Here is a 16284-nt window from a genome sequence, read left to right as displayed (position 1 = left end):
GAAGAGTGAGCGACGAACAACCCGCCGAGCCCACCGCCGTGGAGGGCGCGGTGGTCAAAACGGACAAGGCAGCACACCCGGCCGTGCGGCCGAGCGCCATCGTCCTGCGCGCCGACCAGGAAGAGTTCGACCACAAGCAGCTCTCGACGCTGAACCTGATCAGTCCCGGCCTGGCCAGCGCCCCGCGCGGCCACCTGGCCATGTTCTTCCACTACTGCGTCCGCACCGGGCTCGACCCGTTCGCGCGGCAGATCTACATGATCGGCCGCACCAACTGGAAGGCGGCCGACAACCCCGACGAGCCCGAGAAGACCTGGACCATCCAGACCGGCATCGACGGCTTCCGCACCGTCGCCCACCGGGCGGCGGCGAGGGCGGGGGAGTCCATCTCCTACGAGGACACCGTCTACTACGACTCCGAGGGCAACGCCCACGACGTCTGGCTGTCCAAGGCGTACCCGGCCGCGGTCAAGGTCACCGTCGTGCGCGGCACCGCGCGCTTCCCGTTCATCGCCCGCTGGGACGAGTTCGCCCCGACCTACTACGACCGCAAGCAGGGCGCGTACGTCGTGGCCAAGATGTGGCAGCAGATGCCTGCCCACATGCTGCGCAAGTGTGCCGAGGCCGGGTCGCTGCGCATGGCCGCTCCGCAGGACCTGTCCGGCGTGTATGTGGACGAGGAGATGGAGCGGGCCGACGCCGAAGCCGTCGTGCGTGAGGCGGAAGAGGCCACGCGGCGCCTGCGCGAGGCCGCTGGTCTCGAAGCGGGCGGCGGCTCCGGCGGGGATGGAAAGGAGGAGCCGGCCGACGAGTCGGAGGTCGAGGCCCAGGACGCGAGCGCGGCGAAGCCCACGCCGAAGAAGCGGGCGCGTCTCGCGAAGAGGACGGCTGCGACTGCACCGCAGAACGCCGACGCGGACGCCGATTCCGGCGAGGCCCCGGCGCCGGCGAAGCGTGCGCCGCGAAAGCGGGCCGCCGCTTCCCGCCGCGCCGCCTCCTGACTTTGCGACACGGGTACCGCCCGCGGCCAGCGGGCGGTACCCCGATCCTCTTGGAGAAGTTCGTGACCACCCTGTTCATCACACCTGAGCGGCCCGTCAGCCTGTGGCCCGCCGCTCACGCGGCCGACGCACGCCGTCCCCGCTCCCGGCAGACGAAGCTCGGCGCCAGCGACACCGTGTGCGCACGCCGCGCCGGATATCTCCTGCACGGCCGTCCCCCGACCGACACCGGCGAGAAGCGCAAGGCCATCCTCGGCACCTGGCTGCACGCCGGGATACTCGAAGCGGCTCGCGAGGAGTACGGCTGGCTCGTCGAGCGCCAGGTCGAGGACCACACCGTGCGCGGCCACATCGATGCCGTCCAACTCGACAGCACGACCGCGGCCCGGCTGCCGAAGCGGCTGCGCCCCGCGCTCCCGTCCGAGGAGACGACGGTCGAGGACGTGAAGACCAAGAGCACCTATCAGTGGGACAACGTCCTGCGGTACGGCGCCAGCGAAGCCGAACTGCGACAGGTCTACCTGTACGCGGACCTGCTGCGCACTGAAGGGTTCGCCGGCGTCCGGGGTCAGCGGCAGATTGCCCGCCTCGGGCCCGTGCCAGTCACCCGCATCCGCTTCCGGTTCATCAACCGCGACAACGGCGACGACCATGTGCAGGAGATCGCCTACGACGCCGAGCGCGCCCGCCGGGCTCGTTGGTGGGTCCAGCAGGTTCGGGCCGCCGCCTCCCCGGAGGAGCTGCCGCGCACCTTCCAGGGGCCGGGCATCTCCGCGATCTGCGACCACTGCCCGTTCCGTACGGCGTGCTGGGGGCCGCTGGTTGCCGGTCGCTCCCCGCAGAGCCACCTCATCCACGACGACGAAGAACGCGCCAAGGCGCTGGCCGAGTACGCCGAGGTCTCCGAGCAGATCAAGCCGCTCAGGGAGAAGCAAAAGTTCCTGCGAGCCAAGCTCGACGGCTCCGAGCCGGGCGTCTACGGCGACAACGTCCTGAAGTGGAGCGGCGGCAACCCGACCCGGGTCGACGACGTCGAGGCGATGGTCGCGCTGTACCGCCGCGCTGGTCTGCAGGTGCCGATGGTGCCGGACGCGGCGGCGATGAAGGCGACGCTCAAGGAGGTGGGCATCCCCGTGCCCACGCGCCTCGATCACGACCGGCGGACAGCGGTGAGCATCAACGTCACCGCGTACAAGGAGCCCTGATCGCGCTACCCGGCGGGGGCGGGGCCGACGTGCGCTCCGCTCCCGCTCCAGCGCGGCGGGAAACGGACGGAACACGGAGAGGTGCCGGTGAGCATCCAGCTGATGGTGGTGGCCGCCTACCTGCCGAAGGAGGTGATCAACACCACGCAGAAGTTGGTCCTCATGAAGATCGCGGATTCGGCCGACGATCAGACGCGGCTGGCCCGGCCGGGACTGGAGCGGATGATGGCCTGGGCCGGCGTGGGGGAGAAGCAAGTCATCACGGTCGTCACACAGCTCGTCGGCCTGGGCCTGGTCGAACGTATCTCGGTCGGCCGCGTCGGCCGCCGCGCCGAGTACCGGGTGTTCCCGCATGGCGTGCCGCCCATCCCGTCGACGGAGGAGCTGGTCGAGCGGCGCCGTGCAGCGCAGAGCGCGCCGACCAATCCCCGGCTGGCACGCAAGACCTCCCGCCGCAAACCATCCTCGGCCGCCCGCACCCAGCAGGACGTCGTCGCCCGCGAGGAAGCCCGTGCGGTGCATAGAGGTGCGGAGGCGACAGGGTTGCTCCAGGGGAACCCTGGTGAGCCCGAAGACAGGGTTGCCCCAGGGGAACCCAGTGGGTTGCCGCAGGGAAACCGAGCGGGTTCCCCTGGGGAAACCCCTTCTCTTCCCCCTCCTTCCTCCTCTCTTCCTCACCCCCCTACCCCCACGGCTGACGCCGCGGGCGAGGCCGAGGCGCGCCGCGGGGAGCAGCAGCAGAGGGGCTGCCCGAAGCACGCCGAGCCGGTGGGGAACTGCCGCGGGTGCGGCACGAACCCCCGTGCCGGGCGGGAGCAGGTGCGCCGCGAGGTGGCCGACCGTGCCCACCGCCAGCAGCAGGACTGGCTGAGGGAGTTCTTCGCCGAGCAGGAGCGCCGAGTGGCGCAGACGGACCCCCAGGCGCTGGAGATGGCCCGCCAGCGCACCCGGGAACTCGCCCGCATGGGACGGGAACAAGCGTCCAACTCCTGGCGCAGACAGGGCGGTTAGCAAGATCAGCAACATTGACGCCTCCGTGTCTGCAAATAAAATATAAGTATGAGTTCGGAACTGGCCGAACTCACCGACCTCTTGGAGACTGTCAGTGACCGACACCGACACCCTCACTCCCGCCCCCGACGCCTACGTCGTGGTCGCTGAAGTGATCCACGGCCCCCGCCTCACCCCGCGCCTCGGCGGCGCCCTGTACTGCTCGGCCGAGTGCGCCGAACACGGCGTCCGTGAACTCGTCAGCGACCTGCGCGCCGAGCAGGGCGGCAGTGGCTTCGTTCTGCCCTACCGGGGGCGCGCGGTCGGCTGCGTCGTCACACCCGGTGGGCGGATGTGGGCGGTGCAGATCCTCGCCCGCAGTGAACTGCCCGCCATCTGACATCCGCTTTCACCTCAGATAGGTGACATTTTTCAAGGCAGGCGGGCGCGTCTGATGCGTGCCCGCCGTGCACACACTCTTGGAGACCAGACCATGACCACCCCCATCGCGGCCCTGCCCGACCACAACCGCCTCAACGACCCGCAGTGGCAGCGGCTGTTCCACGCCTACCGGCACCTCATCACCCCCCTGCGCTACTCGGGATGGATCACCGATCTGGAGACCTGCGGCGGGCAGTACCACGTCCGCGCCGACCTCGGCGACGGAACCGAGCTGATCATCGCCTCTACCGACGCCCTTCCCAAGGACCCGGCCGACGTTAACGGCTGGCACGCGCTGCGCCAGCACCGCGAGGACCCGGCCCGCCACACCGTGCTGTACGACTCCACGCCCAACGGCCCGCAGCGCCACCACGGCAACAGCCTCATCCCGCTGTTCGCCCGCATCGACTCGCTGGACGTCCTCCGCCGCGCACCCCGGCTGATCGTCTCCGCCACGCACACCTCGCCGTACGGCGCCAACCACAACCAGACCGCCGGGATCGAAGGCCCGGCCACCGCCATCACCCGGTTCACGGAGTGGTCGAAGCGGCTCACCGACCACGAGGGCTACCGCCGCGTCTGGCAGCGGTCCGAGCGCGACGGCTACCCGCTGGCGCTGTTCGAGAGCGCGGGACACATCACCACCGTCCGCGTCACCGTCAGCGATGGCTGACCGGCCACGCCGCGCCCCGCGTCCCATCGGGAGCGCGGAGCGGTGATCTGGCTGCTGATCGTGTGCGCCCTCGGCCTGGTGGCGTTCACCGCCCTCGGCATCGAGGACAGCCGCCACAACCGCGCGTTACGCGCCCCTGACCAGTCCTGAACCACGGCCGCCCGGCCCGCCGGGCCGTGCGGCCCCAGATGTTGGAGACAAACCCGTGCCCCGATCCATCCACCTGCTCTGCGGAGCGGGCGGAGACGCAACCGGCCTGCTCGAAGCCGGATTCGACCCCATCTTGGGCATCAACCACTGGCAGACCGCTGTCGACACCTTCGAGTTCAACCATCCGACCGCAGCCGCGCGCTGTGCCGACATCCGGAACTACCCCATGCGCTGGCTCCCGAAGGCCCTCGTCCTGTGGGCTAGCGTCATCTGCACCGAGATCAGCCCCGCCGGCGGGAAGAAGCGCCCCGATCCCATACAGGACGCCCTCTTCGAAGAAGAGGAGCAGTGGCGCGAGCTGCCGCCGGAAGCCTTCGAGATGACCCGGGTGACCGCCTGGTGCGTGCTGCGCGCCGCCGAGGCAAAACGGTTCCCCTGCGTTGTCGTGGAGAACGTGGTCGAGTTCGTCACGGACTGGATCTTGTTCCCGGAGTGGATCCGCGCCATGAAGAAGCTCGGCTACCGGGTCCAGATCGTCTCCGTGTCCTCCGCGCACATCGGCTCCGAGACCAACCCGTACGCCCCGCAATGGCGCGACCGCGTCTACCTGGTGTTCACCCTCGCGGGCGTGCGCCGCCCCGACCTCGCGCCGCGTCCGCTGGCGTACTGCGTCGAGTGCGGCCGGGACGTCAAGGCACGCCAGAGCTGGCGCGACCCGCGGGTGAAGGTGGGCAAGTACGGCGTCCAGTACGACTACCGGTGCCCCAACACCCGCTGCGGCCACGCGCTGGTGGAGCCGTACGTCCGACCCGCCGCCGACGTGATCATGTGGGACAACATCGGCCAGCGGATCGGGGACCGGGCCAAGCCGCTAGTGCCGAACACGATGCGCAGGATCGCCGCCGGGCTGGCGAAGTTCCCCTACCAGCCGTCCGTCGTCACCCTCACGCACGGCAAGGACGGCACCGACCGCGCGTTCGCCCCGCACACCCGGCCGCTGCCCACCCGCACGGCCAAGCTCGGCGAAGCCCTCCTGGTGCCGGTCGGAGACTCGTGGAACGACACCGCCTCCTCGGCGGACGAGCCGATGCGCACCCGCACCACCCGCGAGAGCGAAGCCCTGGTGACGGTGGACCCGTTCATCGTGGAGTTCCGCAACAACTGCGACGCCGCGCCGATCGACGCCCCGCTCAGCACCATCGCCACGGCCCGCCACCACGGCTTGGTCGTGCCCGGCGGGGACGTGCGCTCCCAGGCCCGCAACACGCTGGTCATCCCGTACCGCAAGGCGGCGGCGAAGACCGCGTCCGAACCCCTGCACACCCTGTCCACCCGCGACTCGACGGCCATCGTACGCAGCGCGCCCGCACTCGAGGACTGCTACTTCCGCATGCTCCAGCCACGCGAGCAGCTGTCGGCCCAGCGGTTCCCGGAGGGCTACGAGGTCGTCGGCTCCAAAGCCGCCCAGACCCAGCAGGCCGGCAACGCCGTGTCGGTCAACGTCGCCCGCTGGATCGGCGAACGCCTCAAGCCAGTCCTCGCCTGACCACCACCCCCGAAGAAGAAGGGACATCTCTGCCATGACACCGGCAGCCCATGACCAGTTGGCCGTCCTCGCCGAGCAGCGCGAGGACCTGGAGGCCGAGCGGCTGCGAATCGACAAGGCGTACTGCGTCGCCGTGCTCGACCACATCACCGCCAAGATCCGCGCCGCCTGCCCGGAGGCCGTCTACGTGACCTTCGCCTACTACGGCTCCCGCACCCTCGACCTGCACGGTGTGCTGGGCGCGCAGCCGAGCCCGCTGGGGACGTGCCCCGAACTGTGGGACAACCGCGAAGGGGAAGGCGAGCACCCGCTCGACCTGATCGTGGACGAGATCGAGTCCGACCTGCAGACCGCGCTCGCCCCCTACACCTCCCCGGTGTGGGCGTCGGTCCACCGCAACACGGCCTCCGACGGCAACTCCTGGTTGCTGGAGCTGCCCCCGCCTGACAGGGCCGCCCGCGTGGCCGAGCTTGTGCGCGAACACCACCCCGAGGCCACCGCGGTCATCATCGATGGCCGCAGGGCAGGCCGGATCATCGAGGTCCTCGAAGGCGTCGCCGACGACGGCACACGGGTGCTCGTCCCGCGACCGAATTGGTCGCCCGCCTACGACACCGCCCTGACCCGGCTGCTCGGCCAAATGCTCGCCCTCCCGGCTCTGTCCGACCGGCACCTGATGCCCCTGCCCGGCGACTACCTCCACCCGTACGGCTTCAGCACCAGCGACCAGATGCGCCTGATGCCGCTACCGCCGACCGCCTAGCTCACGGAGGAGGAGCAGATGAGCGGCAACGGGTGGGTCCGGACGGCCCCCTGCGCCGGGGATTCCCGCTTCACGTCCGAGGAGACGGCGGCCGAAGACCCGACGACGCCGCTGGTCGCTTCCCTCCTCTCCGTCTGCCAAGGCTGCCCGTTCCGCGCGCAGTGCGTCGAGCTGGTCTTGCCGAGCGTGAGCCTGTTCGACGGCGTGTGCGGCGGGCGGCTGTGGCGCAACGGGCAGGTCCTCGCCACCTGCGAGGGCGCGCGACCCGGCGAGCTGCGCGAGCGCGGGCGACGCCCGATCACCCACGGCACCGAAGCCGGGGCCCGCGCCCACAACCGGCGCGGGGAGCGCGCCTGCTCCCTGTGTCTGGAGGCCGGACGGCTCGCCCAGCAGGCCCGCCGGGCCCGCAAGCGCGCCACCGGCACCTGATTTTTCAGCGAGATAGGTGACATTCATGCATCAACGATTAGCTTCCTCTGACTCCAGGTGTGACTGCCACGCGGAGCCCGGCTACGCCTTGAGGCCTCTGCCTGCCGCGTGGCTCACCCGCCCTGCACTCCTGCGGCCCATCCCGCGAAGCGAAAGGAAGAACTCGTGAACAAGGCCCAGCTCATCAAGGTGGTGGCGGAGGCGATCGGCAGCCGCGCCCAAGCGACGCTGGCCGTGGAAACCACGTTCGACGCCATGGTCCGCGCCGTCGCCGCAGGCGAAACCGTCTCCATCACCGGCTTCGGCAGCCTCACCCCCGTGGTGCGCGTGGGCCGCACCGGCCGCAACCCGCAGACGGGGGAGCCGGTGCAAATCGCCGCGCGCCGGGTGGTGAAGTTCCGCCCCGGCGTCCGCTTCCAGGACCTCGTCGCAGGTCGCCGGGCCATGCCTGCCTCCGGCAACTGCATCCAGAAGGACCCCAAGACCCCCAAGGCCACCCGCCCGTAGCCGCTGCACACCAGGGGCCGCCCGGTCTTACGGCGGGCGGCCCCGCCGAAGGAGATCGACAAATGAATGACCGTTCCGTGGGGGTCGAGATCGAAGCCACCGCGAAATGGCTGGAGCAGCGCGGTATATACGGCGCGGCGAGTCTGCTGCGACGCGTCGCCCGCCAGAGGGACAACGCCGTGCGACAGCTCGGCCTCCGCCCTCACTCGCCCGCATCCATACCGGGCGGCGCCGAACGCGCCGTCGCGCGGAACCTGGACGCCGCCGCCGAAGCGGCAGTGCTGCGAACCGACTTGGCGCGCTTTCAGGCCCTGGCCGAGCGTGCTGGCTGGGTAAGCGACACCGACGGCAAGCGCCTGTGGCGCTGGCGCGACGGCTGGTGGGAGCTGAGCTACCGCCGCAGGAACCCCAAGGACGGCTACCACGACACCGGCTGGTACCAGTGGGGACCGCTCGGCAGATACGACGGCGAGTGGGCCCACCGCAACAAGGGCCCGGCCAAGACTGAGGCCGATCGGCTGATCACCAAGCACCGCACGACCACTGGCGAGGGCAGCCGGTGAGCGGTCGGATTCAACGCCCCGAGCTGGCCCGCGAGTACGCCGACTGGGAGGCGGAGACGGGCTCCCCGTTCCGGAAGGACCTGCCGATGGCCGACGTCATCCGGCAAGCAGGGGGTGCCGCGTGACCGCCGAACTGCAGAGCGCCCCGGTGACCCTGCCCAGCGTGCAGGAGAAGGGGGAGTGGCAGCCGCGCGTCATCGGTCTGGATCTGTCGCTCACCTCGACCGGCATCGCGGGAACGGACTGGGCGCGCGCCTGCCGGCCCGGGCGCCGCCGCAGCCATGAGCGCCTGGACTGGCTACTGTCGGCCGTCGCGCTGAGCGTGAAGGACAGCGCGGACCTGGTGGTGGTCGAGGGCGCGGCCTACGCCCAGGGTGGCCAGGCCGGGCACCACGAACTGGCCGGGCTGTGGTGGCTGGTCACTCAGTACCTGTGGCGCCACCGCATCCCGTACGCCGTCGTCACCCCACATGGACGCACGATCTACGCGACCGGGCGGGCGAACCCCGCTCAGGACTACCCGCGGAAGGACCGGGCCCGGATCGCGAAGGGCATGGTGCGCGCGGTGGCCGTAGAGCGGTACGGCGTCGAGTGCGAAGGGTCGGGCCGCTACGACCAGGCGGACGCCACGATCCTCGCCGCGATGGGCCTGGACTGGCTCGGCTACCCCACCGTGCCCGTGCCCGACACCCACCGCCGGGCGCTGGAAGCGGTGAAGTGGCCCGAGCTGCTGCCTCCCGCCGCGAATTAGGGATTTCGAATTCTCTGAATTAGTTGGAATGTAAAGCGGTAAAACTTGCTTTGGAGGTATTTGCCATTAAGATATAAGTAACGAATTCGGGAAATGCCGAATGGAAAGGAAGCGGAAATGCACGGCTGCCCGTGTGAATGCAACCGATGCGGATTCTGCGGCGGCTGCGGCCACGCCGGATGCGGCGGACGCAGCTAACTCCACCACACCCGAGCACCTTGCGCCCCCGGCCCACCGCCGGGGGCGCATCCATACGCGCAAGCGTCCTCTTGGAGAGCCCCATGACCAACTACTCACCCGGAGTCCTCAAACTCGCAGACGAAATAGGACTCGACCCCGAACACGTCGCACACGCCGTGCGCCTCGCCTCTCACACTTTCGCCCGCGTACAGATGACCACCGGCATGACCGTCGAGCAGTTCCGCCGCCTGTTCACCCAGGACCGGCACTCCATCGCCATCGTCGCGAACATCGCCATGCGTCACGCCGGCCGCCGCGACGACGCCCAACTGCTGATGGAAATCTACAAGGCCAGCGTCGGCGCCACCCCGTACCAGCAGCCCATTCACACCGGCATCGGCACCCTGCCCGAGTGCCACGACCACCCCTACGTCCGGCAGGCCGTGTGCATCCTCATCGCCGCCGGGCTCCCGCCTATTCACACTGACGGCGTCCACGAGCTGCGCCCCGGCTTCCAGGTGTTGCCCGACGACACCGGCCACTTCCCCGGCTGGGTATTCATCGCGCCGGACCCCGAGGCCAAGGCCCGTACTGGCTTCGCCGGCGGAGACCTCGGCTACCTCGCGGTCATGCGCTGGGCCGGATGGGGCGTCCTCACCGAACGCCTGCCGGGCGGCCTGTACGGCGCCTGCCACCCCGACCACCGGGACAACCCCTTCCCCGCCACCCCGACCTCCTGACCCTGTCCGGGCCGCGGTCGCCTGTGCGGTCGGGCCCGGCCCTCGAGAAAGGCGCCAACCCCATGAAGCTCCCCGTCGACGACGCCACCCTGGCGTCCTGGTCTGCCTCTTCTGGGCCTCACCGAGAAGCAGACCGCAGCGACCCTCGCCGACATCGAGCAGACCCTCCGAGTCGGCTACGACAACCGGCCTGACGAACTGCGCGACGCCACCTTCGAACAGCTCGTCGGCGACATGGACGCCGACGAGGCAGCCCTGATGTTCCTCATCAGCGGCCTGCGTCAGGCCGGACACCCCGAAGCCGCGTACGCGGTCGAGGTCCGCGGCATCTTCGCCACGCTGCGCTCCCTCCAGCAGAGCGCCTGAACCACACCCATCACCAGCCCACGCCGCCCCGCTGCGCACCGCGCACCGGGGCGGCCCCATGCGCGCTCGCAGAAAGGATTCCGCCCCCATGTCCGACGACTTCTTGCCCCGCGCCGCAGCCCCGGCCACCGCCGCGCGGCCCGCGCCGTCGTGGGCGAAGAAGCCCCCGCCCAAGTCCAAGGCCCGCCCCACCGGCAAGATCTCCGCCCGTCGCTACGCCGCCCCGCGCGACCCGCACGAGCACGCCCGCAAGATCGCGGAGAACGTCCTCGACGCCTGGTACCAGTCCTTCGGCGGCAGCAGCATCGACGTACCCCTCGGCACGGTCGCCGGGCTCTGCCTGCTGCGCAACGTCCCCAGCCTGGCGGACTGGCTGCTCAACCTCCAGCCCGAACAACTCCCGCAGCTGCTCAAGGAGATCTACCTCGGCCACTGGATCAAGCGCCCCGACCTGATCAACCGCGCGATACGCCTACACGACTGGGCCTGGAACCCTGACCCGGACAAGCAGCAGCTCCGCGCCGTCCACGCCGTCACCCGCGCGGCCATCAACACCGGCCTGCTCGACCTCACTGGCCACGACGATCCCGGGCAACGCTCCGAAGCCGACGTCCTGAGCCCCCTGCTCACTGGCCTGCGCCACAAGAGCGACAAGAAGTGGCGCGGCGAGTACCACACGCCGGCGTGCATCACGGACCTGATGGCGAACATGACCGTGGACAAGGACTTCGCCCAACCCGGCATGTCCTTTCGCGAACCCGCCGTCGGCTCCGGCACCATGTTCCGCTCCGTCGCCCAGCGCCTGCGCGACCTCGGCCTCAACCCGCACGACTTCCACTGGTACGGCAACGACATCGACTCGCTGTCCGCCGGGTGCGCCGCCGTCAACGCGATCATCTGGGACCTCGGCCCGCACTGCCTCATCGGCTGCGCCGACTCCCTCGCACCGGACGACGACTACGCCCAGACACGCGCAGAAGCGAAAGAAGCCTTCGAGCAGCGCGACCGGTACGTCGAGACCGCCACCACGATCGTCGCCCACCGCCGCGCCCTCGCCATCCTCGACCAGCTCATGCCCAGCAAAGAGAACGCCGCGTGACCGAACCCGATCCCTTCGACCGACCCGGCACCACCCCAGCACCACGCCGCCGGCGCCCGGCCTTCGCCGGGCCCCGCGACGAGATCGACGTGCCGCCCCTGGACCAGGTCGCCCCGACCCTCGACCCGCCCTGGCGCAAGGAGGACACCGACACCCCCGACCGAACCGCCGCCTACCACCACCCCGATGGTCACCGCATCGGCCTGCGCGTCCAGCCCCGCGGCCTCGCCGTCCAGACCTGGATCACCGCAGGCCCCCACCTGCCGCCGATCCCCGACGGCACTGACATCGAGCAGGCAGAAGCACAAGCCGCCAACGATGCCCGGCTCCAGCCTGGTCGCACCTGGAACGCCGTCCTCGCCACACGCAACAGCAAGGACCTGGCCGCCGACCTCGACGCACTCGTCCACGACGACCTGCTTCCAGCACTCACCCGCAAGCCCAAGCGCGTCAGCACAAGCACCGACACGCAGCAGACCGACACCCCAACCGAAGGACCCGCGACATGACCCAGCCCCTCCGCATCGCCAGCCCCAGCGACTTCCTCGAACTGATGCCATTCCTCCTCGGCTACACCCCGGAGAACACCCTCGTCCTGCACGGCATCACCAACATCGGCCTCGCCGGACCCGTCATGGCCCTGCCGTTCCCTGCCGACCCCACCCAATGGCGTCCTCTCGCCGAAGCCGCTGCTCCTGAATTCATCCACTCCACCCGAGGCCGCGGAATCGACATCCTCGACGTCGTCGTCTGCCTCTACCGCACCCCACAGCCCGGACAGACCCCTGAAACCACCGCACACCTTCTCGGCCACATGGCTGACTGGATGGTCGACGCCTTCTGCGACTTCGGCGACGCTCCGGTCAAGCTCGTCCTCGGCATCGTGGGAAACCAGTGGTGGGACTACACCTGCCACTGGCCCGGCTGCTGCGAAGGTGCCCCCCTGCCCGCCGGCGACCACCCAGAGAGCGTCACCGCCCAACTCCGGGCTCTCGGCCGCATACCCGGCCGCCTCAGCAGCGAGATCGCCAACGAGTACCGGCCCACCCACACTAACGCCGCCCGCTACCGGCGAGCCCTCCATGAGGCCAGCACCGACTTCCTCACCAATAGCCGCACCCCCCGCGGCCGACTCATCGCCCGGCAGGGCACCCTCAACATCATCGACGGGGCCTTGAAGGACGTGCGAAACAGCACTCCCATCGCCGACGAGTCCGCCGCCCGCATCATCCTCGGCCTCCAGGACCGGCGCGCCCGCGACCGCGCCCTCTCCTGGGGACCGAAAGCGGACCTGCCGTACGAGCGGCAGCTCTGGGCAGACCTCGCCCGCCGCTGCGTGCCCCCCTACACCGAACTCGCCCCCGCCCTACTCACCCTCCTCGCCTGGGTCATGTGGCGACAGGACGACACCGCCACCGCACGCCTCGCCCTCCGCGAGGCCATGACTATCGACAGCGACTACCTGCTGGCCCAGTACCTCCACCAAGGACTCAATCAGGACGTGCCGGTAGACCGCCTCCTCGAGGTCTTCCGCACCGCGGCCGCCCAGGACCACGCCGACGACGAAGCCGCGCTCCGCACCCTCTGACCACCACCGCAGCCTTGGCCCCGTGCGCCGGGGCCACCTGACCAGAAGCGAACCGTGACCCACACGAACGAACTGCGCGGCGCCATCGCCGGACACACGACCTACCCGCCCCACTACTGGAACAAGGACAGCAACTACCGCGACATCTGGCGCATCGCCTGGGGCCACTCCGGCTGCGCCCGCCGACCTCAGCCCGAGTCGACACCTGAATACCGACCCACCATCCTGGCACCAGCAAGCAGCTACGACCTCCTCATCGGGCCGCTGAAGAGGCGGTCTTCAACGGAGTTCATCGAGGCGCTGTCTCTCGAGTGCGACGCGAGCGAGGCGGCGTGAGCGAGCACCAGTCCGTCACATGGCTACGTCCTGAGTACAAAGGACGCGAGGATGAACTGATCAACCTTGCTGCCGGAGCCGAGCTTGTAGGCGTTACTCGCTCCACGGTCAGCAACTGGGCCAAACGCCACGGAAACTTCCCGAAGGTCGCGTTGCTGACCGGCATCGGCGACAGACGCATGAAGTACGTCCCACGCGACGAGTTCCTCGCCTTCGCCCGTGACCAGATGAACAAGAGGCGTACTACGCCACGCAGGTCGGTGACTCGTCGACCTGCGGCGCTTCGGAGAGCAGAGGAAATCGCTCACTCCGAACGCCAAATCGCCAGGCTCGACGAACTGGAGAAACGCCAGGCAACAGCCCTCGCCCGGACCCGGGAGGCATTGAAGAAACACAGTGAACGCCTTGAGCAGGCCCGGCAGGCCTTCGCTGCTGAGGTCGCTGCGGTCCACCGCCTCGAGCAGGCCGAGGGCGCCTCGGCCGTAGACTCCGCAAACCCACCAGGGGGACACATGACCACGTAGCCCTGTGAAGATCTGCCGGCCGTGGAGGGACCATGCGGCGCCACCCCAGAAGGGGTGGCGCCCTGCCCGTCGCTTTGGGTAGAGACGATGCTTGCGCTACTACACCGTCCCCGTCAGACGGAGTTCCACATGGATGTGTGTGCTTCTGGTCCGTACGGACTCCACCCCTTGAGGTAGGGCTTGAGGTCTTCAGGCTCGAACGCAAGCCCAGACGGCATGGTCGGCAGTTGCGTCAGCGGGTCCAGAGCCTCCGCATATTCGCGTGCCCACTGCAACCAGGAACGCGCCGACTCGACGTCTGAACTTTCTTCCGTCGCTGAATCCAGCCGGCACTCCAGAGCGTCGCAATACCGGCGGAGCGCCTGCGCTTCCTGCCAATGCTTTGCTTGCTCACGGAGAATCGTCCCGAAGCGAGCCTGAGCAGCCTTGTCTTTGGCGGCAGCTATGGCCGCTTCCCATCGGACACGGCGCTCTTCCTTCGCTCGCTTCTCATCCAACTCCCTCTGCCGCTCCTCGACGGCGCGGGTCTCTAGTTCCCGAAGCACGATCCCCAGGACGTCCTCGAGTTTCGACCGCTTGCGGTCGCCCCAGTGGTGCTGCCTATGGGATCGGCTGTAACCGATGTCCAGGGCGAGTTGCTGAGAGCGATCTGGGTCAGCAGACTGGGGAAACTCCTGCTTGATCGTGACGCTGCAGGTGAAGTCATCGACGACGATGTCCAGCACCCCTTCGCGGCAGCTCGCGGGGAAGTACCGGCCGTTGTAGTAGTGCGCTGAACGATTGTCACGCTCGGGGGCGGGATGCTCTCGGACCTTGTACCCCCGGCGCTCAGCTTCTGCGGCCAGTCCCTGGAGCATCAGCAGAGCCCGGCGGCGCAGGGAGGGCGGCATGAGAAGCCGGCGCTCACTATCTCGCAACCCCGCCACGACGCGGTGCGGCGAGCGCAACTGCGCAGGTACTGGAACTCGCGGGTTGTCCACCGAGGACCTGCGCCCCGAGTTGGCGTGCGGGCCATCCACCAGCGATATTTGCAGGTCCCGACCCGCATTCCACAGTCGCTGCTTCTCGATGCGCTTGCCCGGCGGAGCAAGTCCGTGTCGCTTGGCAAAGTCGACGACACGCCGCCACTCGATGATCTCAGCTTCGTCCGGCTCCGAGATGACAACATGGTGCTCTGCGACCAATCGCTCGACGAGCCTGGTTGCCTGCGCCCGGCGCGCCACGGGGATGGGCCTTTCACTATGGGGCGTTGGCGGCTTCTTCTGCGTCGTCTTGCCCTTGCGTCGGAGCTGTGCAGTTGCCGTCTCGGAAACGCCGCCCGTGCCCGTCGCCACAGTCACCGAGGTCTTTGACGCTTCACCCGGAACACTGCCAAGTGTCGGATGCTCTGGATGATGACCGCGCTCCAGGTAGAACTGACCAGCCTCGGTGACTTGCGTTTGCCAGCCGCCACCCTGACGACTGACCGTCACCAGACCTCGATCACGCAGTGCATAGGTTGACCGCCGCATGCCCGGGTCCTGGGCGCTGGGATCTTTTCCGTCGGCGATGTTTCTGAGGAGTGTGAGCTGCCGGTCGTTCAACGCTGTCCAGCGGTGCATGCAACAAGTTCACCGGCAAATGAGGTGGCTCACAATAGCGGCCGTCGCGGTGCTCTCGACCAGAGCTGCCCGGGCGTAGCGAGCTAGCAGGTCGCTACGCCCGCGTCATTTGGAGCTGTGGCTTTGCTACGGTGTGAGTAGGCGGCTGACCTGCGAAAACGCCGCGCGGCTCCACCCTCGGGCGAAGAGGGCGGAGCCCTTCTCATCGGTAAGGCACTCCGCTGTGGCCGAATTCAACCGGGCCGCTTCTCGCGGCGGCGACCAGCGCCTTCGCGAATGAGGCGGCGCCGCAGCCCTCTCATCACACGTTCAGGGACCCGGGGCAGGGGTCTTCCAGGGACCCGAAAGGTGCCCAGGGGCCGCAAGGGACCGGAAGGACCCGGAAAGATCGGGAAGGGTGCTGGCACAGGCGCATGCCAGCACGGCTGTGACCTGCGGTAATAGGAAGCGAAGGGCAGGATCAGGAAGATCGAGGAAGATCCCCAAAGGACTCATAATCCGTCGGCCGTGGGTTCGAGTCCCACCCGCCCCACCAGGCACCGCAGATGCAGAAGCGTTTCTACCTGCGGAAACGTATGAAGGAGGGCCGCCACGCCAGCGTGGCGGCCCTCCTTCACTCCCTCAGACCAAGATCCAGGAGACACACAGGGGACACGGTGCGGGCGACATACGAGTCATAGGCGAAATCAGCCGTATCACCTGATCGGTGCCGTGGAGGGAAAGTGTCGCGCGAGGCTCTCTGTCGCCTCTTCCGCACGCCGGGCCGCCGCAGCTCTTGGCGCGGCGTATCGCTGATCTCGGCTCACCGGGACTGCGGCCGTGTCCATTGGT

Annotated in this window: 20 protein-coding genes; 19 read left to right on the top strand and 1 reads right to left on the bottom strand. The window is 68.9% G+C overall.

Features of this window, described 5'->3' with window-relative positions:
* Positions 1-5 precede the first annotated feature (5 nt).
* The 19 genes from ACZ3ZD_RS06285 to ACZ3ZD_RS06195 all read left to right on the top strand — a co-directional run bounded on the left by ACZ3ZD_RS06285 (position 6) and on the right by ACZ3ZD_RS06195 (position 13852).
* The gene (locus tag ACZ3ZD_RS06285) at positions 6-1001 is read left to right on the top strand and encodes a recombinase RecT (RefSeq protein ID WP_467394106.1); all 996 of its coding nucleotides are present in this window, start codon (positions 6-8) and stop codon (positions 999-1001) included.
* Positions 1002-1063: 62 nt separating this feature from the next.
* Positions 1064-2206, top strand: coding sequence for a PD-(D/E)XK nuclease family protein (locus ACZ3ZD_RS06280; RefSeq protein WP_467394104.1), 1143 nt, complete (start codon positions 1064-1066; stop codon positions 2204-2206).
* 87 nt (positions 2207-2293) lie between these two features.
* Complete coding sequence (locus ACZ3ZD_RS06275) at positions 2294-3217, top strand: helix-turn-helix domain-containing protein (RefSeq protein WP_467394102.1); 924 nt, start codon at positions 2294-2296, stop codon at positions 3215-3217.
* 94 nt (positions 3218-3311) lie between these two features.
* The gene (locus tag ACZ3ZD_RS06270; RefSeq protein ID WP_467394100.1) at positions 3312-3596 is read left to right on the top strand and encodes a hypothetical protein; all 285 of its coding nucleotides are present in this window, start codon (positions 3312-3314) and stop codon (positions 3594-3596) included.
* A gap of 93 nt (positions 3597-3689) precedes the next feature.
* Positions 3690-4310, top strand: coding sequence for a hypothetical protein (locus ACZ3ZD_RS06265; RefSeq protein WP_467394098.1), 621 nt, complete (start codon positions 3690-3692; stop codon positions 4308-4310).
* Positions 4311-4515: 205 nt separating this feature from the next.
* Positions 4516-6006 (top strand): DNA cytosine methyltransferase, encoded by a 1491-nt coding sequence (locus ACZ3ZD_RS06260; RefSeq protein ID WP_467394096.1) that lies wholly within the window; start codon positions 4516-4518, stop codon positions 6004-6006.
* A 34-nt stretch (positions 6007-6040) separates the two neighbouring features.
* A complete protein-coding gene (locus tag ACZ3ZD_RS06255) occupies positions 6041-6769 on the top strand; it encodes a hypothetical protein (protein ID WP_467394094.1) in 729 nt (242 codons plus the stop codon).
* 18 nt (positions 6770-6787) lie between these two features.
* A complete protein-coding gene (locus ACZ3ZD_RS06250) occupies positions 6788-7198 on the top strand; it encodes a hypothetical protein (protein WP_467394092.1) in 411 nt (136 codons plus the stop codon).
* 165 nt (positions 7199-7363) lie between these two features.
* The gene (locus tag ACZ3ZD_RS06245; RefSeq protein ID WP_467394090.1) at positions 7364-7705 is read left to right on the top strand and encodes an HU family DNA-binding protein; all 342 of its coding nucleotides are present in this window, start codon (positions 7364-7366) and stop codon (positions 7703-7705) included.
* A 62-nt stretch (positions 7706-7767) separates the two neighbouring features.
* Complete coding sequence (locus ACZ3ZD_RS06240) at positions 7768-8268, top strand: hypothetical protein (protein WP_467394089.1); 501 nt, start codon at positions 7768-7770, stop codon at positions 8266-8268.
* A complete protein-coding gene (locus ACZ3ZD_RS06235) occupies positions 8265-8393 on the top strand; it encodes a hypothetical protein (RefSeq protein ID WP_467394087.1) in 129 nt (42 codons plus the stop codon). The genes ACZ3ZD_RS06240 and ACZ3ZD_RS06235 overlap by 4 nt, the downstream gene beginning before the upstream one ends.
* Positions 8390-9019 carry a hypothetical protein gene (locus ACZ3ZD_RS06230; protein WP_467394085.1) on the top strand — a complete coding sequence of 210 codons (630 nt, stop codon included), beginning with the start codon at positions 8390-8392 and terminating at the stop codon, positions 9017-9019. The genes ACZ3ZD_RS06235 and ACZ3ZD_RS06230 overlap by 4 nt, the downstream gene beginning before the upstream one ends.
* A gap of 281 nt (positions 9020-9300) precedes the next feature.
* A complete protein-coding gene (locus tag ACZ3ZD_RS06225; protein ID WP_467394083.1) occupies positions 9301-9939 on the top strand; it encodes a hypothetical protein in 639 nt (212 codons plus the stop codon).
* A 234-nt stretch (positions 9940-10173) separates the two neighbouring features.
* A complete protein-coding gene (locus tag ACZ3ZD_RS06220) occupies positions 10174-10305 on the top strand; it encodes a hypothetical protein (protein WP_467394081.1) in 132 nt (43 codons plus the stop codon).
* A gap of 88 nt (positions 10306-10393) precedes the next feature.
* On the top strand, positions 10394-11404 hold the full coding sequence (locus ACZ3ZD_RS06215) for an N-6 DNA methylase (RefSeq protein WP_467394079.1): 1011 nt from the start codon (positions 10394-10396) through the stop codon (positions 11402-11404).
* Positions 11401-11913 carry a hypothetical protein gene (locus ACZ3ZD_RS06210; RefSeq protein WP_467394077.1) on the top strand — a complete coding sequence of 171 codons (513 nt, stop codon included), beginning with the start codon at positions 11401-11403 and terminating at the stop codon, positions 11911-11913. Before ACZ3ZD_RS06215 ends, ACZ3ZD_RS06210 begins: the two co-directional genes overlap by 4 nt.
* Positions 11910-12992: a DUF4192 domain-containing protein gene (locus ACZ3ZD_RS06205; protein ID WP_467394075.1), complete on the top strand. Its 1083-nt coding sequence runs from the start codon at positions 11910-11912 to the stop codon at positions 12990-12992. Before ACZ3ZD_RS06210 ends, ACZ3ZD_RS06205 begins: the two co-directional genes overlap by 4 nt.
* A gap of 54 nt (positions 12993-13046) precedes the next feature.
* Positions 13047-13328, top strand: coding sequence for a hypothetical protein (locus tag ACZ3ZD_RS06200; RefSeq protein ID WP_467394073.1), 282 nt, complete (start codon positions 13047-13049; stop codon positions 13326-13328).
* Entirely contained in the window at positions 13325-13852 is a 528-nt protein-coding gene (locus ACZ3ZD_RS06195; protein WP_467394071.1) for a hypothetical protein, read from the top strand. Before ACZ3ZD_RS06200 ends, ACZ3ZD_RS06195 begins: the two co-directional genes overlap by 4 nt.
* Before the next feature lie 113 nt (positions 13853-13965).
* On the opposite strand, the gene ACZ3ZD_RS06190 is transcribed toward ACZ3ZD_RS06195, so the two are convergent.
* Positions 13966-15453 (bottom strand): hypothetical protein, encoded by a 1488-nt coding sequence (locus tag ACZ3ZD_RS06190; RefSeq protein WP_467394069.1) that lies wholly within the window; start codon positions 15451-15453, stop codon positions 13966-13968.
* Between the last annotated feature and the right edge of the window lie 831 nt (positions 15454-16284).

The sequence above is a fragment of the Streptomyces sp. NPDC023481 genome (genome assembly GCF_055560195.1).
The sequence above is the reverse complement of the archived record's forward strand: the minus strand, read 5'-3'. Positions and strand labels throughout refer to the sequence as shown.